This is a genomic window from Cupriavidus sp. C2SS-8b (assembly GCF_057073745.1).
Window position 1 is genome coordinate 444,203 of the sequence record NZ_CP172718.1, and the last position, 21,030, is coordinate 465,232.

Annotated in this window: 17 protein-coding genes and 3 pseudogenes; 6 read left to right on the plus strand and 14 right to left on the minus strand. The window is 58.5% G+C overall.

The genetic code is table 11. From position 1 onward, the window contains the following. Positions 1–5: 5 nt before the first annotated feature. From ACIGJB_RS31710 to ACIGJB_RS31735, 6 genes are all read right to left on the minus strand, one after another. Entirely contained in the window at positions 6–1,211 is a 1,206-nt protein-coding gene (locus ACIGJB_RS31710; RefSeq protein WP_483734864.1) for an IS91 family transposase, read from the minus strand. A gap of 289 nt (positions 1,212–1,500) precedes the next feature. After that, positions 1,501–2,511: a site-specific integrase gene (locus tag ACIGJB_RS31715; RefSeq protein ID WP_035864567.1), complete on the minus strand. Its 1,011-nt coding sequence runs from the start codon at positions 2,509–2,511 to the stop codon at positions 1,501–1,503. Further along, positions 2,508–3,491, minus strand: a complete 984-nt coding sequence (locus tag ACIGJB_RS31720) for a tyrosine-type recombinase/integrase (protein ID WP_035864569.1) — start codon at positions 3,489–3,491, stop codon at positions 2,508–2,510. The genes ACIGJB_RS31715 and ACIGJB_RS31720 overlap by 4 nt, the downstream gene beginning before the upstream one ends. Next, entirely contained in the window at positions 3,481–4,746 is a 1,266-nt protein-coding gene (locus tag ACIGJB_RS31725; RefSeq protein WP_035864572.1) for a site-specific integrase, read from the minus strand. The genes ACIGJB_RS31720 and ACIGJB_RS31725 overlap by 11 nt, the downstream gene beginning before the upstream one ends. Before the next feature lie 57 nt (positions 4,747–4,803). After that, positions 4,804–5,658 (minus strand): tyrosine-type recombinase/integrase, encoded by an 855-nt coding sequence (locus ACIGJB_RS31730; RefSeq protein ID WP_483734865.1) that lies wholly within the window; start codon positions 5,656–5,658, stop codon positions 4,804–4,806. 78 nt (positions 5,659–5,736) lie between these two features. Continuing rightward, positions 5,737–7,005 (minus strand): IS256 family transposase, encoded by a 1,269-nt coding sequence (locus ACIGJB_RS31735; RefSeq protein WP_483729500.1) that lies wholly within the window; start codon positions 7,003–7,005, stop codon positions 5,737–5,739. A gap of 227 nt (positions 7,006–7,232) precedes the next feature. Between ACIGJB_RS31735 and ACIGJB_RS31740 the strand changes: the two are divergent. Together ACIGJB_RS31740 and istB are read left to right on the plus strand one after the other, a co-directional pair. Continuing rightward, positions 7,233–7,766 (plus strand): annotated as a pseudogene (locus ACIGJB_RS31740) (Mu transposase domain-containing protein); the annotation flags it as partial. A gap of 7 nt (positions 7,767–7,773) precedes the next feature. Further along, complete coding sequence (istB, locus tag ACIGJB_RS31745; protein ID WP_483734866.1) at positions 7,774–8,529, plus strand: IS21-like element ISRme9 family helper ATPase IstB; 756 nt, start codon at positions 7,774–7,776, stop codon at positions 8,527–8,529. Between the two features lie 132 nt (positions 8,530–8,661). Here istB and ACIGJB_RS31750 read toward each other — a convergent pair whose 3' ends face one another. The 6 genes and pseudogenes from ACIGJB_RS31750 to ACIGJB_RS31775 all read right to left on the minus strand — a co-directional run. Beyond that, positions 8,662–9,915, minus strand: coding sequence for an MFS transporter (locus ACIGJB_RS31750; protein WP_317922781.1), 1,254 nt, complete (start codon positions 9,913–9,915; stop codon positions 8,662–8,664). A 277-nt stretch (positions 9,916–10,192) separates the two neighbouring features. Beyond that, entirely contained in the window at positions 10,193–10,342 is a 150-nt protein-coding gene (locus tag ACIGJB_RS31755) for a hypothetical protein (protein WP_317922782.1), read from the minus strand. Between the two features lie 704 nt (positions 10,343–11,046). Next, complete coding sequence (locus ACIGJB_RS31760; RefSeq protein WP_483733270.1) at positions 11,047–12,375, minus strand: IS4 family transposase; 1,329 nt, start codon at positions 12,373–12,375, stop codon at positions 11,047–11,049. 376 nt (positions 12,376–12,751) lie between these two features. Then, a pseudogene (locus ACIGJB_RS31765) lies at positions 12,752–12,879 on the minus strand (transposase); the annotation flags it as partial. A gap of 88 nt (positions 12,880–12,967) precedes the next feature. Then, the gene (locus ACIGJB_RS31770) at positions 12,968–13,621 is read right to left on the minus strand and encodes a cupin domain-containing protein (protein WP_317925581.1); all 654 of its coding nucleotides are present in this window, start codon (positions 13,619–13,621) and stop codon (positions 12,968–12,970) included. A 117-nt stretch (positions 13,622–13,738) separates the two neighbouring features. Further along, positions 13,739–13,942, minus strand: a pseudogene (locus tag ACIGJB_RS31775) (cystathionine beta-lyase); the annotation flags it as partial. A 7-nt stretch (positions 13,943–13,949) separates the two neighbouring features. Here ACIGJB_RS31775 and ACIGJB_RS31780 point away from each other — a divergent pair. From ACIGJB_RS31780 to ACIGJB_RS31790, 3 genes are all read left to right on the plus strand, one after another. Continuing rightward, positions 13,950–14,117 carry a hypothetical protein gene (locus ACIGJB_RS31780; RefSeq protein WP_483734867.1) on the plus strand — a complete coding sequence of 56 codons (168 nt, stop codon included), beginning with the start codon at positions 13,950–13,952 and terminating at the stop codon, positions 14,115–14,117. 418 nt (positions 14,118–14,535) lie between these two features. Continuing rightward, positions 14,536–15,972 carry a Rieske 2Fe-2S domain-containing protein gene (locus tag ACIGJB_RS31785; RefSeq protein ID WP_317925583.1) on the plus strand — a complete coding sequence of 479 codons (1,437 nt, stop codon included), beginning with the start codon at positions 14,536–14,538 and terminating at the stop codon, positions 15,970–15,972. Positions 15,973–15,995: 23 nt separating this feature from the next. Further along, positions 15,996–17,042 carry a PDR/VanB family oxidoreductase gene (locus tag ACIGJB_RS31790; RefSeq protein ID WP_317925584.1) on the plus strand — a complete coding sequence of 349 codons (1,047 nt, stop codon included), beginning with the start codon at positions 15,996–15,998 and terminating at the stop codon, positions 17,040–17,042. A 348-nt stretch (positions 17,043–17,390) separates the two neighbouring features. Here ACIGJB_RS31790 and ACIGJB_RS31795 read toward each other — a convergent pair whose 3' ends face one another. Beyond that, on the minus strand, positions 17,391–18,728 hold the full coding sequence (locus ACIGJB_RS31795) for an IS4 family transposase (RefSeq protein ID WP_483734868.1): 1,338 nt from the start codon (positions 18,726–18,728) through the stop codon (positions 17,391–17,393). 346 nt (positions 18,729–19,074) lie between these two features. Between ACIGJB_RS31795 and ACIGJB_RS31800 the strand changes: the two genes are divergently transcribed. Beyond that, positions 19,075–19,869, plus strand: a complete 795-nt coding sequence (locus ACIGJB_RS31800) for an IclR family transcriptional regulator (protein ID WP_483734869.1) — start codon at positions 19,075–19,077, stop codon at positions 19,867–19,869. 42 nt (positions 19,870–19,911) lie between these two features. Here ACIGJB_RS31800 and ACIGJB_RS31805 read toward each other — a convergent pair whose 3' ends face one another. Further along, the gene (locus ACIGJB_RS31805; protein ID WP_317925587.1) at positions 19,912–20,961 is read right to left on the minus strand and encodes a LacI family DNA-binding transcriptional regulator; all 1,050 of its coding nucleotides are present in this window, start codon (positions 20,959–20,961) and stop codon (positions 19,912–19,914) included. Between the last annotated feature and the right edge of the window lie 69 nt (positions 20,962–21,030).

Genomic DNA, 21,030 nt, shown 5'->3' on the forward strand with positions numbered 1-21,030 from the left:
ACGGATCAGTGAACATGGTGAGGAGGCGGCGCACGCGGCAGTGCACCCGGCAGGAAGGTTTCGATGCAGACCATGTGACCCGTGGCGCAGACGGGGCAATCGCGTAGCGACCTACCAGTGAGTCGCTGGTAACGGTCACGATAGTCGTCCATGACGCGGGAAGTGTCTTCCGCAGCGGGCACGACGCCGAGCAGCCGGCGGCAGGTGGCAAGCTTGGCTGCACGGTGGCGATTGGCCAGCAGGCCGTAACTGCGGATGTGCTTGAAGCCGTCGGGCAGCACGTGCAGCAGGAAGCGACGGATGAACTCGTCGGCCGAGAGCGTCATAGTCCGGCTTGCGCCGCCATGTTTGTAGTCTTTCCACTGGAAGGTCACCGCGTCGCCGTCAAAACGCTGCAGCCGGTGGTTGCAGATGGCGACGCGGTGGGTGTAGCGGCCCAGATAGTCGAGCACCTGCCGGGCGCCGCCGAACGGCGGTTTTGCGTAGACGACCCAGTCGGCCTGCGCAGTGGGTGCCAACCATGCGGCGAAGGCTTGGGCGTCGCCGAGCGGTGCGAGCGGGCCGTAAAAACGCAACGCACCGGCGTCAAAGGCGCGGCGCAACTGTTCGAGGAACAGGCGCCGGAACAGCCGCGAGAGCACCCGAACGGGCAGGAAGAAGCCGGGACGGCAGGCGTTCCAGTGCTCGCCATCGAGCGCGATACCGCCACCCGGTACGACGCAGTGGACGTGGGGATGATGCTGCAGGTTCTGGCCCCAGGTATGCAGGATGGTGATGAAGCCGATTTCGGCGCCCAGGTGCTTGGGATCGGCGGCGATCGTGCGCAGCGTTTCGGCGCTGGTGCGAAACAGCAGGTCATAGAGCGCGCGCTTGTTCTGGTAGGCGAGTGCGGCGATGGGCTCGGGTACAGTAAAGACGACATGGAAGTATTCGACCTCGGGAAGTAGTTCGGCCTGGCGGTCTTCAAGCCACTGGGCGCGGGCAAGTGACTGGCATTTGGGGCAGGCGCGATGCCGGCACGAGTTGAACGCGATGCGCTGATGGCCGCAGATATCGCACTGCTCTACGTGCCCGCCGAGCGCGGCGGTGCGGCACAGCTCGATTGCACTCATCGCGCGCCGCTGCGCACGACTTAGTCCATCGGCATGGGTCTGCCGATACTGCGCTCCGCAGTGGCGGAAGATGTCCGCCACTTCCAGTGGCGTGCGCATGTCCGGGGTTCAGAAGTACTCAGGCGTGGCGGGGTGGACCAGAATGGGCTCGGGATGCGGTAGCAGGTCGAAGGGGCTCGTGGTCGCGCAGATGGTGCTGGTGGCCACTTTGAGGTAGCCGAAATGTGCTGCAGCACATTTGATCTATTACCGGCCGAAAGGTTTTATGCGCAGTCTCAAATCCCACTCGCGATAGGCAAAGGTTCTCGGTCGTAGGAACTGTACATAAAAGTTTGGACAGGATGTGGAGGCCCGCAACCAACAAACGGCGTGCGTAACCTCCTCGGTCCTACAGCGAATGGAGCCATTCGAGCAGCGTTTTGTTCTGCTGCCACGATGGGAACTTTGGAAGCGGCGCACCGTCACTGACTTTCTCGAGCGCTTTGCGCTTCATCTCAAGATTTGCGCGAGCATAGATCTCGGTAGTCTTCACATCGACGTGACCCAGGAAGTCGCGGATGATCTCGAGCGGGACGCCACTTTGCAGCAGGTGCATTCCCTTTGTGTGCCGCAGGCTGTGGGGACTCACCCGCTGCGTAAACTCGGGGTGACTTCGTCGTATAGGAATCACATACTTTTCGAGAAGATACCGCACACCCGAGCGCGATAACCGTGTGCCTTGCCGGTTCTGGAAGAGTGGCTTGTCGGTCTGTTCAGGGCGATCGAGGTTGTTATCGCGTCGATACTGGCGCAGCAGTTCGACAGTCGAGTCCATCAGGGGCACGGCGCGTAGCTTTCGACCCTTTCCCATGAGTCGTACCTGCGACGGAGGATCCAGGCGCACGTCGCCAGCGTTCAGGTCAATCAACTCCTGTACCCGGGCGCCGGTGTCATAGAGTACGCTTAACATTACTGCATCTCGGCGGCCCTCAGACGTACGCAGATCCGGTTGAGCGAGAAGCTGTGCAAGGTATTCCTTGGAGAGATAATCGACGCTGGGGCGCGGCTGTCGCCGCAGCGGAATGGCGAGGACCTGCTGGCATTGCAACAGTTGCTCGGGCACTTCCGACTGTACGTAGCGGAAGAACGCGTGTAACGCCGCGAGGCGATGATTCTGCGTGCTGACAGAAACGTGCCGGTCGGTTACCAGGTGATCAAGGAATGCCTCAACAAGGGGTACGTCGATCTGTGCCAGAGACAGACGCTCCAGTGCGATTCCTCGCACGTCGCGACAGAATCGCAGCAGCAGGGTGAAGACGTCGCGATAAGCCTTGATCGTGTTGGGGCTTAGGTTGCGCTGTGCGGCCAGATGATGCGTCAGGAAGTCGGTCAGGAGCATGGAGAAGTCCGTTGGTTTCATGATCCATTCCTCCGCGGGATGACATCACCGAAGACGGCGCTGGTGCGCGCCGTGATCTCCGGAAACAGTTCAGCTATCAGGTGCAGGTAGCGCTGCGTTCCGACAAGAGACCGATGTCCCATGTAGGTCGCCAGTACCGGGAGCTTTGCATCGAGGTCAGCCCCCTCGCGGCACCAGCGCAGCAAGGCATGTGCGGCAAATGTGTGCCTCACATCATGTACGCGCGGCCCTTTGCCTCTGCCGCCGTGCGTGATTCCGGAGCGCAACAGGAGGTCCCGGAATACCCAGTAGACCGCTTCGAGACTGTACGGTCCGTCGGACGGTGAAGGAAAGAAGTACGCTTCGGGCGACCGGTCCCCCATGATTCCCGCATACCTGCGAAGGCGCTGCACCAGCGGCAAGGCTGGAGGCACGAGGCGGTCCTTCCCGAATTTGGCCTCACGCACCGTCAGGATACCCCGGTCAAGGTCCACATCGGCCACGCGAAGGTGCAGCACCTCGCCAAGACGCAGCCCACAGCCATACAGTAGCCGGAATACTTCCGGCATGATGAGATGGCGCATTGGCGATCGCGCGGTCGGCACGAGCTGGTCGGCCGCGTGGAGCAACCGGTTGATCTCGGCGTGGGTCAGGATGCGTGGCGAGAAACCATCTGCATTTCTTACTGTCAGAGATCGAGCTGGCACGTCAGCGGAATATCCCTGCCGGCACATGAATAGGGCGAATTGGCGAACCGCACAGATGCGATGATCGTGGGTGCCCCTACACTCGTGGGGCTGTTTGGAGAGCCACTTGCGACTAATCGAGCGCGGTAGCTCGCATTGCGATAGTCCTTCATCGCACAGAAAGCGATCAAAGCGCGCCAGCAATCGGGCGGGCTCATCATATCGGTAACCACACGCCCGTCTCTCCTGGACAAACTGTTCCATGAGCGAGCCGACAGCGCTTCGGAACCGTCCCTTGAATGATCTACTCGTCATGGCGCATCTCCTCGGTGTTCAGCGCGGCCGTGCGCAGCGCTTCCACGTTGGTCTTGGCGTAGATCAACGTCGACGCCGTCGACGCGTGCCCCAGGATGTCGCTGATGACTTGAAACGGCGTCTGTTCATGGAGCAGTCGCGTCGCGAGAGTGTGGCGTAGCGAGTGCAATCCGTGACGTTGTGGAGTCCGGAAGCGAATACCGGCACGGGCCTTCCAACTCTCGACGACGTGATACAGGTTATCTGTCTCACAGAAGGGTTGGAAAGGCGCATTCAATGTGAGGAACACTTCTCGATGACCCGATTGAGGACGGGCCAATCTCAGATACTCAATCAGTGCTTCGCCAACTTCTTCCGTTAGTGGCAAGCAAAGAGGTGCTAGGGTCTTCGACTGCTTAATCTCTATGGTGGCTGTATCCCATTTCAGATCGTCGAGGGATAGTGTCCGAATGTCGCTCGCTCGCAATCCAAGGCGACAGGCCAGCAGAAGGATCGCGTAATCGCGCTTTCCTTTGGGCGAGGTTCTATCAACGACTTCGAGCAGCCTAGTCACGAGTTCCGGGTCCCAGACCGATGGAACAGTCGCATCTCGGGGAACGTGGACTACTGGCAATACATGGCTGAGATCCTGCTGCAGAAGTCCTCGCAGCAGAAGAAACCGCAGAAAGCCGCGCACATCGGAAACGATTCGCGAGACGGACTTGGCCACCAGGCGATGTTGCGAGGTCACAAAGGCGCAGAGATCGGGCGGCTGTATCTGATCAAAAAACGTGATGTTCCTTGAACCAAGGAAATCCGCGAATATCGCGATCTCACGCATCCGCTCGCGAAGGGTCGTTGGGCGAAGATGAAGGCGATCCCGGCAGTACAGTTCATAGTCACGCAATGTCGTGCTCATGGGCGCCGGGACCTGTATCTTCTGCATGTCGGTGACGGTGCGTTCAATGTGCCCGTCATGCGCAAAGTCCTCCAGAACCTTGAGGGCAAACACGATATGCCGTCGCCACCCCTGGCGTGAGTTTAGGCGTTCACCCTCACGCATCTGATACGCGGTGCAAAACTGTTTCGCCAGCATCTGTGAGTACGCATCTCCCAGGCTCATCTCGTGACAAAACACGATGAGATGTCGCCAGACTACGCGATAGCGCCCCAGCGATCGTCTGCTGTAGTGAAGCCTTTCCAGTTCGCCCACGGCACCGGCAATGACCTGCTCCAACGGAAGGCGGCTTGAAACTTGATGGGTGGAATGCTCCATGATCGAGCTCCTCACAACGGCGGCCCCGATGGCCGCCAGGACTCCCATCATGAAACTTTATGTGCAGTAAACCAACGCTGGGGACTTGCCTACAAGGCCTTTACCTCGGCTACTGCGCATAAAACCTTTCGGCCGGTAATAGCGCGCAGTCGTCGAAAGGGCGCGATGCCCCATCAACAACTGGATCCTGCGCACGTCGGTGCCGCTCTCCAGCAGGTGAGTTGCAAAGGCGTGCCGCAGCGAGTGTGGCGTAATCGGTTTCCGGATCCCGCTGCGTTGGCGAGCCAGAGCACAGGCGCGTGCTACGGCAAAACGCGTAATGGGGTGCCCGGGGATGTCGCCGGGGAACAGCCAGTCCTTGGGATGGGTCTCGTGCCAGTAAAATCGCAGGATCTCGAGTAGCCGCGGTGAGAGCATGACGTAGCGGTCTTTCCTGTTCTTGCCCTGGTTCACGCGGATGACCATGCGCTGGCTGTCGATATCGGTGACCTTCAGGTGCACGACTTCGGAGACGCGCAGACCGGCAGCGTACGCGGTCATCAAGATGGTGCGCTGTTTGAGGCTGGCGATGGATTCGAAGAAGGTAGTGATCTCCTCCAGGCTCAGGATGACCGGCAGTCTGACCGGCTTCTTGGGCAGTGGGAAGTCCTCGTCGCTCCAGGGACGCTTCAGCGTAACGCGATAGAGGAACCGCAGCGCGCCGATGGTGGATCCGAGGCTGCCGGGGGCGAGCTTGCGCTCTTCACGAAGATAGATGAGCCAGGCGCGGATCTCCTCGGGACCGAGCAGTTCCGGCGAGCGACGGAAGTGCCGGGCGAAACTGGAGACTTGCAGCAGATAGGACTTCTGTGTGTTGTCTGCGAGGTTGCGGATCTGCATGTCATGTAGCATGCGTTGGCGGAGCGGGGTCATGACGGACCTCCTGGGAACAGGGAATGGAATGCCCGGACGTGTCAGGAATTTCGTGTGCTGAGGTCGTTGTAAGAAATCTCAGCCGATGGCGTTGGTGAATCGCTCGCCAAACAGAATGGCGAACTGATTGACTGCCTGCCGCCAGGTGATAGGCGGCATCTTCCAATCCTTTTCGATGTTGCGCAAGGCCAGAAACAACAGCTTGCTGGCCGCTTCGTCGCTGGGGAAGTGGCCTCGATTCTTGACGATCTTGCGCAACTGCATGTGCATGCTTTCAATGGCGTTGGTCGTATATATGATTCTGCGTACTTCCGGTGGATAGGCAAAGAAGGGAATCACTTGCTCCCACTGGCGTTGCCACATGGCCGCGACGGTAGGGAATTTACGACCCCATTCGCCTTGGGAGAAAGCCTCCAGCGCCGCTGCTGCCGCATCGGCCGTGGCGGCCTGATAGATCGGCTTGAGCGCCGCAGCGAGCGGCTTGCGATCCTTCCAACTCGCCAGACTCAGCGAATTGCGGATGAGATGCACAATGCAGGTCTGGATCTGGGCATCCGGATAGACCGCTTCGATCGCCTCGGGAAAGCCGCGCAAGCCATCGACCACTGCGATTAGGATGTCGTTCAAACCGCGGTTCTTCAATTCGTTGAAGACCTTCAGCCAGAACTTGGCGCCCTCGGTTTGCTCGATCCACAGGCCCAGTACTTCCTTGCGGCCGTCGGCCCGAATGCCCAGCGCCAGATAGACCGCCTTGTTCTTGACCGTGCCTTCGTCGCGAATCTTCAGCCGGAGCGCGTCAAAGTACACGATCGGATACATGGCCTCGAGCGGCCGTTGCTGCCATTGCTCGACGTCGGCCAGCACCTCATCCGTGACCGTGGAAATCAGATCGGGCGACACCTGGAGCCCGTATAGCTCCAGCAGATGGCCCTGAATCTCGCGCACGCTCATGCCGCGCGCATACATGCTGATGACGTGGTCGTCGAAGCCTGGAAGCCGGCGTTGATACTTGCCAACCAACTGCGGCTCGAACGTTGCCTGCCGATCGCGCGGGATATCGAGCGTCAGCTCGCCGTTGGGCGTAATGACTGTCTTGGGGCTCTTGCCGTTGCGGTGGTTGCCGGCTTTGCCTTGCTCCGCCTCGCTCTCCAGGTGATGAGTCAGTTCGGCCGCCAACATTCGCTCGGCCAATTGCTTCTTCAACTGCCCAGCCAGGCCTGATTCGCCGAGGATCGACTCGGCATCTTTGTTCTGGACCTGCGCCAGCAGTTGATCGATCAGTTCATCAGGGAACAGCTTGGGTGCCTTCGGGCTCTTGCTCTTCTTGGTCACTGTTGTGTCGGTCATAGGACGTTTCCGTAATCGTCTCATGACCTCGTCACACTAAAAATCTGACAGGCTCGAATGCCCGGTCGGGCACCTCCATGCTGCTCCCAGCCGCCGCCTCATCCCTTCCCCGGGGTCCCCGCCACCAGACAACCGCTCTCACAGAACGCCAGGCACTGGCCTCCGCTTCCCTCCCACTACCGCGTCAGCGGTTTAGTACAAGATGTTTTCTGTGGTCGACCACAGAAAACATCGATTACCACGTCGAGATCGACGGCCACTACTACAGCGTGCCGCATGCCCTGGTGCGCAAGGCGGTGGAGGCCCGCGTGACCCGCCACACCATCGAGATCTTGTACGGTGGCAAGCGCGTGGCGCTGCACGCGCGCAATACCCGCAAGGGCAGCCACAGCACAGTCAAGGAACATATGCCTGTGGCGCACCGAGCCCACCTCGAATGGACGCCAGGCCGGCTGCTCAACTGGGCAGCCTCGATCGGGCCCAGCGTCGCCGTCATCGTCCAATACCAGCTCACCCACAAGAGCCATCCTGAGATGGGCTATCGCGCCTGCCTGGGTCTGCTAAGTCTGGCCAAGAAGTACGGCAACGACCGACTCGAAGCCGCTTGCGCCCGCGCCGTTGCCATTGGCTCGCTCACGCGTAAGTCGGTGGTCTCCATCCTTAAAAACCATCTGGACCGGCAAGCCACTCTGCCGGTATCCCAAACCGAGTGGCATTCCCCCATGCACGACAACGTGCGCGGACCCGACTACTACCATTAGGAAAACTATGCTGATGCAACACACAGTCGGCCAGCTCAAGGCCCTCAAGCTCGACGGGATGGCACGGGCCTTCGAGGAACAGTCTGTCCTGACTGCCAGCTCCAGCCTGCCGTTCGAGGAACGCTTCTCCATGCTGGTCGACCGGGAGATCGCTTGGCGCGACACCCGGCGCCTGGAGCGGCTGCTGCGCACTGCCAAGCTCAAGCACACCCAGGCATGCCTTGAGGATGTGGTCTATGACGGCAGCCGCGGCCTTGATCAGCGGCTGGTCGCTACCCTGGCCAGTTGCGACTGTATCCGCAACGCTCAGAGCCTCATCCTGACCGGGGCGACCGGTGCCGGCAAGTCCTGGTTGGCCTGTGCGTTTGCCCAGCAGGCCTGTCGGCAGGGATTCTCTGCTCTCTATCTGCGGGTGCCTCGACTGTTCGAGGAGCTGCAGATCGCCCACGGCGACGGGAGCTTCACCCGCCGCCTGGCACAACTCGCGCGCATCGATGTCCTGGTGCTGGACGACTGGGGCCTACAGGAGCCTTCTGAAAGCGCTCGCGGCGATCTGCTGGAAGTTCTGGACGATCGCGTCGGCACCCGCTCGACCATCGTGACAAGCCAGCTCCCGATCGAGCATTGGCACCAGTGGCTGAATGATCCGACGCTGGCTGACGCCATCCTGGACCGGCTGGTCCACCAGGCGCACAAGGTGTCGCTCAAAGGCGAATCCATGCGCAAGCGCACGGCAACCGACGCCAATAAACGGGCATCGTGATCACCTACGCTACAATCTCCTGACCGCGCAGTACCACCTTCCTTCCCTGATCACGTTCGCCGAAACCGCTGATCACCTTCACCGAAATCCGCAGTTTTTAACACTCCCTCTGTTTCCGACCGCGCGGTGACGCTACACCTGCACGCCATCAGAACGGGCGCGGGACAACAAGTGCACCGCCCCGAGGACGAGCAACGCTACCCCAGAACTCAGGGAAGCAAGGCAGAACGAAGATGTGTAACTTCCTGTATTATCGCGAAAAACGCCTCCGAGCAAGCTCCCAAGCCCCGCCATTAGAAATACTAAAGAATAGACTTCCGAGATCCTCCGCCCTGCCTGATGGGGAGGAAAAATGTTGCTCAACACTACCGCATAGGTAGGAAGGTAGCCACCGAACCCAAAGCCAATAAGTATGGCGCCGATTGAGGTTGAAACAAGGCCCCCGCTCATTGCCAATACCGTGATGCCTAGCCAGTGAATCGCGGACAAAGCCACCAGCACGCGAATGCTTCCCCAACGGGTCAGCATGGCGGAAACAGAAAGACGAGAGAAAAGCGCCGAGCCAAGTAGAATCGATAAAAGCGTTGCAGACAATCGCGGCGGCAGACCCTGTTCCTCACCATAAGATGTCAAATGACCTATGACGACGAAGGTTGAAAGCGCTGAGAGGCCAAGGGCAATGCAAAGAAGTAGCAATTGCCTTATATCGCGCGAAGTTAAGGGCGGTCCGCCCTTCTCGACGCTCGGTCGCCCGGCAAAGCCAGGGGCTGCGCGTCGAAAGACTAGTGCACATATCAGAATCGCGAATGCCGCCACATTTCCATAAATCAGTAATGCAGTGCGCCAGCCATAGGCAGCCTCTAGAGTTCGCAGCAGTAATGGCGCGACGACACCCCCTACACTCTGGCCGCACGCAGCCACAGCCACAGCGAATGGCCGACGGCGACAGAACCACCGTGAGGACTCAGCGGCGATCGGACTAAAAAAAGCCGCTTGTCCGAGCCCACCTACTAAGAGGCCGTACGCAATGTGAAGAGTTAAAAGGTCTGTTGCATGAGCAGCCAGAGTAACGCCGCCCGCCGTCGCAAAGGCGCCTACTACGGCGATTCTAAAAAATCCAAATCGATCGACTACGCGACCCAGCACGAGGCTACCGACACTTGCCCCAAGCATGGCTGACATATGGATGAGAGATATCGGCCGAACGCCCTGTGCCCACTCTGCAGCTATCGGTTTCAATAGAATCGGAACCGATGTCACCGCGCCAAAACTGAGTGAGGTGATAATCAGCGTAAGTATGATCACACGCCAGCTGTAAGGGCTATCAAAGCCAGTCGACGTCTTTGTATCAGTTCTTCGGCCGCGCGAACGGAGGAAAGGCGTCATTTTGTCGGCCGTAGCTTGGGATAGACGTTCGGTTCGGTAGGGCACTCGGAGTGGTCACGTTGGCGCCGCGTCTTACGTCGCCAATATGGCAAGTGCTAAGGAGGCAACGCGGGACGATATTGGAGCAAAATACGTCCGTGACGACCCCGGCGCGACCGCCGAGCACGAGGCAGCAGAGACACGGCGGCCACGCAATAACAGACGTGGGCTGGCGGAACTAGTGGATTTTGCTGACTTGGCCCTCTCCGCATGCTTTTCGGCGAAAGCCTGCGGGCCTTCAGCCCAGCGGCCGCTGCTCAAGCCAGTGCAGCGCCGGGCCCGTTTGGGTGATCAGCGGGTCGGGCGGCGGCACCGCAGTCTTGTAGTAGCCACTGTATTCAAGCTCTTGCGCCTGGTTTCCCATACTTCCGCTCGCTCGCTTGTCCATCAGTCGTCTCCTTTTTCGTGGTGCCGTTCGAACTCTCTGGTGGACTCATTATTGTTCTGCCGCTTTCTAAAATCAAGTAGAGTCTCACTCTTAGATTATTTTTGTCTCGTTTTATGATACTTTATGAAGCCACCGCTTTGGTTTTATGAAGCGTTCTATATGTGGCTCAAAGCTCTCTGGCCTACACAGCAGCGGTGTGCGCGAATCTCCGCTGGATCGCGGAGACCTGCCGGACCCCATAGGCCTCATGCGGAAAGATCTGGAGAAAAGACGAGTTCAGCAGCGCCATCGCTTTGCGGCGCAGCGCGTGGATGACCTGCCCGGTAGTCGGTAAGCATGGCCGGGTCCCGTTGGCGCCCGGACTGCCGCACTAGCGACATCAGGGCCGGGCCGCCCAGGATCTGTTCTGGTCGCCATACACCCGCACGCGCAGGCGATGACCGATCAGCCGCGAAGGGACGGTATAGGAGACCTTCAATACAAGCCGCCGGTGAAGGTGGCTTACACACGCGTTTCCTCGCAGTCGTTAGTGCGCGTATTGGGCAGAAAAGGCAGGAAGGGACGTTCGGCCTCAGTGCACTTGCCATTGCCCTCGTCGATGCGACGTGACGCAGCGATAGGCCGCAAGGTCGGTGAAGTCGGCGCTGCCGCGTACTAGCAGCGCGTCAGGGATAGCGCTTTTAAGGCATTTCCTTATACGGAAGTCACGACTCTTCCCGTAGTGCTTGAATGGTGAGCGCGGCGTCCATGGTTCGCTGCATGCCGATCCAGATCGTCTTAGCGCCGGGCTCGCCATCGCTCTTCCGCCCAAGGAAGCCACCCAGGGAAGCAACCAACCGAATCATCTGATTGAGTGTGACCGGTGTCTTCGGGCGAGCTTTCTTGGAGAGCACGTATGCTCCCCGAATCTCGTCGGCATCAAAGAACAGCGACGCATCAAGATCCGGGCAGGTTCTGCCCAACCGCATCAGGCGGGCAATGCGCCACGCCACCACCATATACAGCGCCAAGGCCCGCTCTACACGATCCATGTGCGATAGCTGTAGCGCTTCGACCTTGCAGCCGGTCTTCAGGACATGGAAGAACATCTCCACTTCCCATCGGGCTCGGTACCAGTCGACGAGCTCGATGACAGCATCGGCGTCCTGCGCTTCTCGGTTCGTCAACAGCCGCCAAACCACTGGCTTGATGCCTGCGGGCGCTCCTATCTCCCTGGCCTCTACACAGGTAAGCGCAGGGCCATCCAGACCGGGCAGCCTCATACGTTTTGCGCGTAGTTCCTGTCTGACCTCGCGCGCTTTCTGGCCTGCACGCCCTGGCAAGATAAAGGTGATTTCCCCGAGTACCGGGCTTGCGTCGACGCTACCCCACAACTTGCCGCCCTCAGCAAGGTTGCGGTTGTGTTGACTGCGGATCAGCCAGTCGGCCGGTTGGCCAAGTTCCTGGGCGCGCGCCAGCAACTCGGCGATGTCCCCCTCGCGATCCGTCACATACACCAGCCGTGTCTGGGGCAGCATCGCGGCTTGCTCCGCCACCCGTTCGTACCCCTCAATCCAGCGTACGCTTTCCTTGATCCCGCCGCGGTTCCCGTCGGCGTCCTTTGGCTCGCGAGCCCACATCCAGGCATCGATCACCCCCAGAGGTTCACGGTCAGGCGTCACCGCGTAGGTCGGATGCAAATACATGCCCCGCTGGGCTTCGTAGCTCAACGGACCCAGCCCGTTCATCTCCTGGCCATTGAAGTTCAGCTCGGTCGTATCAGCGATACACAGCACCACCGGGAACTGTGCGACTCTGGCCGCCGTGCGTTCCCAATGCGGCTGCATCACGTCCCGCCAATCGATCTGCTCATTGCTGAGAAAGCGATACGCCGCAATGGTTTGCGACCAGTCATCGCATGCGCCGGGAATGCTGGCCGTAGGCAGGGCCGCAAACCGTTTGAGCAACTCCTTGGCCCGTCGATCCCGCCGCGGATCACCAAGATCCAGACTCTCAAATTCCTCGTCCACCCATGCCCCCGACTCGTTGCTCATTGCTGCACGAAAATCCGAGAGTAAACGCGAGTCTGTCGAAGTTAACAACCCCTTACCTTGAAATTGCCGCGGCCTCAGGCTCCATGCCACAGCGTGGAGGCGGTCCTACTTCTGTATAACGAGATGCTTTTAAGGTGGGCGCGAGGTCTGTCGCTGCGGTGCTCCACCGCCGAGCGACCACAGCGCGTTCTGCAGGCCTTCCGCCAGTGCGAGATAGCTCGCGCCACCGAGAATGGCGTGCTCGAAGCCCGAGCACGCCAGCCGGAAATGGTCAGACTCGGGCTAGCGCGACGGCGGCGACGTTCTTGTTGCGACGAGCCGCAACGTTAAAAACCCAGTATTCGGTATCAGCCTTTTGCATTGCCCGGTAGGTGCCCAGCAGATTCTGCTTGCCATCGCTTGAGTGTTGGCGAGGAACCAAGCCCAACCACGCGGAGAGTTGGCTGCCTGTGTCGAAGTTCTTCGCGTCACCAACCAAGCGGTCGCCGTAAGAGGACCAATGCCGGTACCTTCCCCAGGTGCTAGGTGGCTTCGTTGTCCCGATGCCAAACCTTTATAAGAGCTTCGATCTTTCGACTTGGCGATGCACCAATTATATTCCGCCTGCTGATCGACCGATTGCTTGGGCATGTGCGTCGATGTAGCGCCGTACGCCCACCACAAACAACAACTCCGACAGCCGAGCGAAAAAAACCGCGCTGCCCGCGCGGCATTGGGCCGCTTCCACCGCAGCAAGCTTCAGCACCGATTCGAGCCACGCCGATTGTGGATCGTTTCGGAAGTCGGTTTTGAAGATGCAGGGCAGCCCCGAAAGTACCGGATCGGTCAGTGTATCGTCGCACGCGAAAAAGCCGCAAATCAGACGCGTGTGCGACCCGCCGCCGCCGTAGCGCAAACTCATCAGTTCGCCCGGCGAGGTATTCAGGCAAGTCGACAACAGATCCCCTGCAGGCGCTCGCACCACCTCGCGCGAGCTTCCGATCAGATGCGCTTCGCCCCGCGGCACGACAAGGAGTTCTCCTGCATCAACGCGGATTGCCGAAGCGGAATCGTCGACAGGCCAAACCCAGCAGCTTCCTTCCGTGACGAGATGATAGGGCACAATGCGTTCGGCTCGCGGCAAAAAAGCCGTGCACAGCGCTCGGGGAATCTGCCCCGCAATACGCCAAGGCGCAGTGAAATCGCCGCATAGATAAACGGCCCCTTCGAGGTGCGCGCGGCGAATGAGATCCGAAAGTGCATCCATGGAAACCGCCCCATCAGTGACATTGCGCAAAGAACCTGGACGCCCGGTCCCCGTCCGGCTACGCCTGGATTGACTTGAAAGTAACCCCTGGCGGTCACAGGCATTATAGGGCGGCGCTCACCGGCTTACTGCAACGCGGCTCATCCGTGCACGAGCGGCAAATCGTTCAAGACCGCGCTCGAGGTCCAGAATCAGGTCGGCAGGGTCTGCCAACCCGATGTGCAGGCGAATCAGGTGTCCTTCATCCTACCACGTGGTCGCGCTGCGCAGCTTGCGTGGATCGGCCTGCATGGCCAGGCTTTCGAAGCCGCCCCACGAATAGCGACACATGACCCAGACCTTCTGCACGACATCGATCGGAACATCCCCTGCGACCCGATTGGCTACCGAAGATATGGCGGAACGCGTGCGCGTTCACGCGCCCGAGTTGCAATCGCTCGTCGAGATTCAAGGTGGCCATCGTTTCGACCAGCGCTCTTGTCATGCGGCCGATTAACCGATTGAGCCCATCACGCGGTGTATCCCGCTTTCGGTCGCTCGCAATGTTGCGTCATGGTGGTCCGGCGTTCCCACCCGGCTCTTGCCGGTGACGTCGGCGCGACGCGTCCGTCAACGGAATGAAAATCTTCGCACGGAGCGGCCGGCAGGTACCTCGACATGTGCACCACCGGGCACCTCGCCGGGGCCCCTCGTGAAATGCCAACCACGATCTGCAACAGATCCTTACGCTACTCAACTTGGAGTTGACGCCATTTTACATGCCTTTTACATCTCTTAAAACACAAAAGTCTCATAAAACGAGACATAAAAGATCTTAGGGTGAGACTCTACTTGCGTTTCCAAAAGGCTCGAACAATAATAAGTCCACCGAAACAGAGTTCCCAGAACCTCGACGATCGATAAGGAGACAAGTTATGGACAAGAATGTGAGTGTGAGCGGGGGAAGTCAGGAGCGTCCGCTGGAATACTGCGGCTATTACAAGACCGCAGTGCCGCCAGCCGATCCACAGATCACCCAAACTGGCCCCGGTACTCCTCTCGGCGAATATTTTCGGCGTTTCTGGCAGCCTGTTTGCATGACTGAACAACTGACCGATGTGCCGCACCCAGTGAGAATTCTGGGTGAGGACCTTGTTGTATATCGGGATAAGGAAGGCACGATCGGTGTTCTGCATCGACACTGCGTTCATCGCGGGGCATCGCTGGAATATGGAATCATCCAGCAGAAGGGAATTCGATGTGCGTACCACGCAATGCATTTTGCTGAAGACGGTAAGATTCTTTCTGCTCCCGGAGAACGGGACAATGGGGCGAGGATCTGCAAGAAGCTATCGCAAGGCGCCTACCCGGCAATTGAACGCGATGGTTTGGTTTTCGCGTACATGGGGCCTCCCGAACTCAAGCCTGCCTTTCCTGAGTACGACGCCTATCAGAAGGACGATGACCTCGAGCTAGTGCCGTTCTCTAATGTTTTTCCCTGTAATTGGCTGCAGACGATTGATAACATCGCTGATCAGATGCACACCAGTTTCTTGCATAATCCGGAGTTCCTGTTCGAGGGGAACATTCCGAGTGATCTAGACTGGAAGACGTTTGCTCTGACTTACTTCGCTTCGGTCCCCGTGATGGACTATGTTCCAGTACGGAAGGGAACCGGGATGGCGTTTATTGCCAGCCGCCGGGTCTCGGAAGAGATGGTTTGGGTACGGATCAACGATCTAATCGTCCCGAACATTAGCCAACACGCGTCACTCTTCGAAGACGGCGCAGAACGTCGTCTCTTCCATCGAGTGAGCATGTCCCGATGGTATGTGCCTGTCGATGACACGCATTGCATCATCTATGGCTGGAGAATGTTCGGTAAAGTTATCGACCCCAAAGGTAAGGGCGATAAGAGCAAAGTAGGCTGGGACAAGATGGACTTCCTGGACGGCCAGGTCGGTGATCGGACTTACGAAGAGGGTCAGCGCCTGCCGGGCGACTGGGAAATTATCAAGAGTCAGCGACCAATCGCGGTACACGCACTTGAAAACCCGATTGAGAGCGACGTTGGTGTCTACTTGTTCCGGAAGCTTGTTCGAGAGGCCATCACGGGAAAGACTCCTGCCGCGTCTCCCGAGCGCATGAATGAGCGAGCGAACAACGGCTTGCAAAACTATTGCTATACGCAAAATACGGTGCTCAAAATCCCCGCGCGTAGCAATCCCGAAGAGGAGCGCGAGATCCTACGGAAGGTGGGACGACGTATTGTCGACATAACAGCCGAAGCAGATACGCTCGCCGGCACCGAGCGACGAGACTTCATCATCTCATGCCTCGAGGAGCTCGAGCGTGACGCAGCTGCGTTGTAACCCAAGTATTGGTCGAGGTTACCATGACGACATTATCTACAATGCCGGTTTTTACGCCTTCGGAGCTTTTGGAGCGTAGGCCGAATTCGCTTAAAGTACGCGTACGCTCTATCACGTACGAGGGCGATGATATTAACGCCTACGAAGTCGTTCCTTTCGACGGTGAGCAGCTGCCGAAGTTTGATCCTGGCGCTCACGTAGACCTCTATTTTCGCGACGGTCGTGTTAGACAATATTCGCTCTGCAACGATCCACGTGAAAGGAACCGCTATGTGTTCGCTGTTCAGCGCGATTTGAAGGGTAGAGGTGGATCAAAGGCTATCTTTGAAAAGATTCACGTCGGTCGTACGTTGGTCATATCAGAGCCGCGAAATAATTTTCCAATCGTTAGTGACGCGAAAAGGTACATCTTCATAGCGGGCGGGATCGGCATTACACCGATTGTAGCAATGGTGAAATTTCTCGTGCGCTCTGGAGCTGATTTTGAACTTCACTACTGCACCAGGACCAGTGAACGAACCGCGTTCCGTGATGAGCTTGCAAGCTTGGGCGGTCCGGAACGGGTGAAGTTCTATCATGATGGGGGCCACCCCGAGAAGGGGGCCAACCTAACCGAGATCCTCCGTGAACACGAGCCAGCCACGCATTTGTACCTGTGCGGTCCTGCAGGGTTCTTGAAGGCTGCTCGCCATGCAGCCTCTCATTGGCCGCAAGAGAATGTTCACTATGAGAGTTTTTCTCCACCGTTAGGAGATTTATACTCTTCTGCATTCAATTCCGATGAAGCGTCGAACGATTGTGCGATTCCAGTCGGGTTTGAAGTGAAGGTCGCAAGTACCGGTGAGAGCTGGTCGGTCCCTCCCGACAAAACGATTCTTGAGGTGCTCCGTGCTCATGGGCACGAGGTACCCAGTTCGTGTGAGACAGGCCTTTGCGGTACATGCAAGGTTCGCTTTTTGGAGGGTGAGCCTGATCATCGCGACTATATTCTTAATGATGAGGAAAAGCGTGACAATCTGCTTGTCTGTTGTTCCCGCTCAAAGAGCTCTGTCCTCGTACTGGACATTTGACTGATGAAGAAAGCTTATTGAACCATACATCATGGCCCAAGTGGCAACAGTCAAGAAGCGTTGGATGCATCAAGTGGTGGCCATGATGAGCTTTCTTATATAGCGATTGGTACTGCTGGCTTCGACACTATATGACGGCTCGAATGCTGCATCTATCGCAGTCAGCTGAGTTAAATTTGTTGCGAGACTGGTTCTGTTCCATCCGATGGAATAGCCTGTCTCGCATTCGTTTACTGAAAGATTTCACAGAATTTTTTCCGTTGCCGGTTGCCTAAGAGGCTTCTGCTTGTTGAGGCCTATTGATACTCGTTCAGCCATCGCCTTTAGAGCCATTTGATTACACACATCTCAGTCGTCAAGTTCACGCGCGTACCTGAGGCCTGCGGCGAAATCCACCACTCGCTGCAGGCCTTGCCAGATAGTCTTGACTCCGGGTTCGCCGTCGCCTTTGCGCGCCAGGAAGCCACCGAGCATAGCGACCAAGCGCACGACTTCGTTCAGACGCGGTGACGTCTTCGGTGGTTTCTTCTTGTTGAGAATGAATGCCGCGCGCCATTCATCCCGCTCGAACAGCAGTCCTGCATCCAGGTCCGGGCAAGTTCGGCCCAGTCGCATCAACCGAGCGATGCGCCATGCCACCACCATGAACAGTGCCAAGGCACGCTCAAGCCGCGCCATCGATGCGAGTTGCAACGCCTCGACCCGACAGCCGTTCTTGAGCACGTGAAAGAACAGTTCCACCTCCCAACGCGCGCGGTACCAGTCAATAAGCTGCGCCGCTGCGTCAAGGTCGCCCACCTCGCGATTACTCAGCAGTCGCCATTCAATCGGTTTGACGCCGGCCGGCGGGTCGACCTCCCGGGCGACGATACAAGTGGCACTCACCACGCCGCCTGCAGCATCAGGCAACGCGACACGTTGCGCCCACACCTGCTGCCGTACTGCGCGCGCCGGCTGAGCCTGACGGGCTGCCAGCGTAAAGTGAATCCTGCCCACTGGCTCACCCGCGGTTACCTGGTCCCACAGCTTGCCGCCGCCAGGCAAGGTGCGATTGTGCTGCGAGCGCAGTAACCAATCCGCCGGGTGGCCCAACTCCTTTGCTTTGACCATCAGCGCCATGATGTCCGATTCCCGGTCAGCCACATAGACGAGTCGCGTGGCAGGCAGTGCGGCCGCCTGTTCGGCGACCCGCTCATATCCTTCGGTCCAGCGGGTACTTTCCTTGATGCCGGGGCGCACGCCATCCGCACCCTTGGGCTCGCGTGCCCACATGTAGGCGTCAAGCACGCCCAGCGGTTCGCGCGCTGGCGTTACCGCGTATGTCGGGTGCAGATATAGCCCGCGTTGCGCCTCATACGACAGCGGTCCCAAGCCGGCGATGGCCTGGCCGTTAAAGTCCAGCTCCGTGGTGTCTTGGATGCATAGCACCACTTCGCAAGCTCGCATCCGCTCGGCTGAGTTCTGCCAGTGGGGAGCCAGAATATCGCGCCAGTCCAGTTCATCCTGAGCCAGGAAGCGGTATGCCGCAGCCGTTTCCGCCCAGCCGCCGCATGCGCTGGGGATGCTTGCCGCCGGCTTCTCTGCGAGCCGCTCCGCTAGCAGCACCGCCCGCTTGTTCAGGCGCTGGTCGCCCAAGTCAATGTCCTTGAATTCTGCCGCTGCCCAACTCGTTGCCTCTCGCTTCATGTGCCGCCCAAAATGCAAGAGTGAACGACAATCCGAAAGAGTTTACAACCCCACCCGCTATGTCATTGACCGTAAACGACTTTCTGCGGAGCACCAGCCGCCAGGAGTTGTGTGTAATGAGGTGCTTTAGAGCAGGAAAAGCAGTAGCGAATATATCTGCGGCTGTCATAGGGTATGTTCCACGCTCCCCAGTCCACATCCTCTTCAATGCCCAAGCCGCGCGCTCGAGATAAAATGAGAAGAGAAGTGGTGTCAGGGGGCAAGTCTGGTGCGACCCCGCTTTTTATCCCCGCGTGTTTCTTGTATTATAGAATGAGTCTCATTTTCGAGGCGAGCAGGGGGCGAGATGAGTGAAGATGGAACTATAGAAATGGTGAAGGAGGCTAGTGATGCTTCTTCGCTTCTTGAGCGGTGCTCGTTAATCATGGAGTTCGTTGCTCAAAGCGGCCGGCCTGTGTCGGTTTCGGAATTGATCCGAACTCTATCAGTACCGAAACCGTCCGCTCATCGAATCTGCCGGATCCTGGAGTGTATGGGCATGTTAGTACGGGATCCGCTTGCCAAAGGCCTCGTTGTAGGGCCACGGCTGCTTAGCTTGGCGTTGAACGCTACATTGTCGTCGGGAGAGGATGCCGTTAGGCGTAGCGTACTCCGTGCCGTTGTTGATGAGACCGGCGAAACGTGCAGCCTGACGATAATGGTAGGCGACGAATTGGTTTTTCTCGATCGTGTTGAGTCAGAGTCTCCTCTTCGGCTGCAGTTGTTCGCAGGCTCGAGAGTTCCTCTCCATTGCACCTCCGGAGGAAAATTATTTCTTGCCTACCTGCCCAAAGAGAAGAGGGAACGATTTGTTCGCACCGCGCATCTGAAAGCTTACACAGAGAATACAATTACCGATCCGCAGGCTCTCCAAGAAGAACTCGAAAAGATAAGAATGGAGGGCATCGGCTACGACAATCAAGAGTATGTGAAGGGCTTGATCGCAACTGCTGTACCCGTGTTCGACGCAAGAGGTCGAATGCGTGCCGCCGTGTCGGTCAACGCGCCGGCGGGACGTAGTGGACCCGAGGAGAGCCAACGCCATATTGTTGCGCTACGCCAAGCGTCTCAGGCCCTGTCTAGCGCCTATTCAGAATCCTGACCGGAGTTGACATGGAAGGCGAGGCAGGCAAATTCGCGCGAACTAGTTTTGAATGCCCAGTGATGGCGGCGGTCCGCTCGTGCCACGCACGACGAGCTCAATGGGAAGGCAGGCATCGATCGGTGGGCGCTCCGTCGTAAGCCAATCGAGCAACGCGAGTGCGGCGTGTTGACCGAGTTCATACGTGGGGAGCAGCACAGTGGATAAGCCGGGCGTGATCTGCGATGAGATCGGCAGATTGTCGCAACCGACAATCGAGAGTTCGCCCGGGACATCAATTGTCAGCGATTGTGCCTCGAACAGCGCCCCGAGGGCGAGCACGTCATTGCCGCAGAAGACGGCGGTCGGGCGCGGGCGCAGTTGCATCAGATGTTTCAGGCCCGCGCGTCCACCGTCGAAACCGAAGGGCTGCTCGACCACGTTGGCTTCGGGCAATCGCATGCCTGCCTGCATCAGCTCCGTCCGGAATCCTTCGACTCGATGCCTGGCGCGGTCGTTATGCCTTGTCAGGCCGGAAATCATGCCAAACGCGCGATGGCCTAGTGAAAGCAAATGCTCCGCTGCGAGCTTGCCGACGAGCCGATTGTCAAAACCGATGTGCGGCGCTGTAGTGAGAAATTCGTTCGTCGCCGCGGCGTTGGTCCATGTGATGAGCAGCGGTACTCGACTGGCGCTAACCAATTCCCACGTTTCGTGCGCGTGATCGGCGCCGACTAGAACCAACGCATCGATGGAGCGTTCGAGCAGTGCGCGCACTGCTTCAGTTTCGGCGGCGAGACTATATTCGTGTGCGGAAATCAGCAACTGATAACCAGCATTCTGCAGCGTGTTCTGCATGCCCTGAACTGCACGCGCGAAGATAGCGTTGTCGAGCGTGGGCACAATCGCGCCGATCATGCGTGCACGGCCGAGTGCGAGGGCGCGCGCCGCGCCATCCGGAACATAGCCCAGACTTGTGACCGCTCGCAGGATGCGCTCGCGGGTTGGTTTTTTCACCATCTCGGGATTTGACAGCGCCCGCGAGACGGTGGCGGTCGATACGCCGGCAAGTGCCGCGACATCGGCGATCCGGGGGCGTTCGGGTAGATTCATGAAGGGCCCGTCGTTCATTCGGTCAGTAGCGATTGTATGAAGCCCTGGGCCGACGATATCAATGCCTCT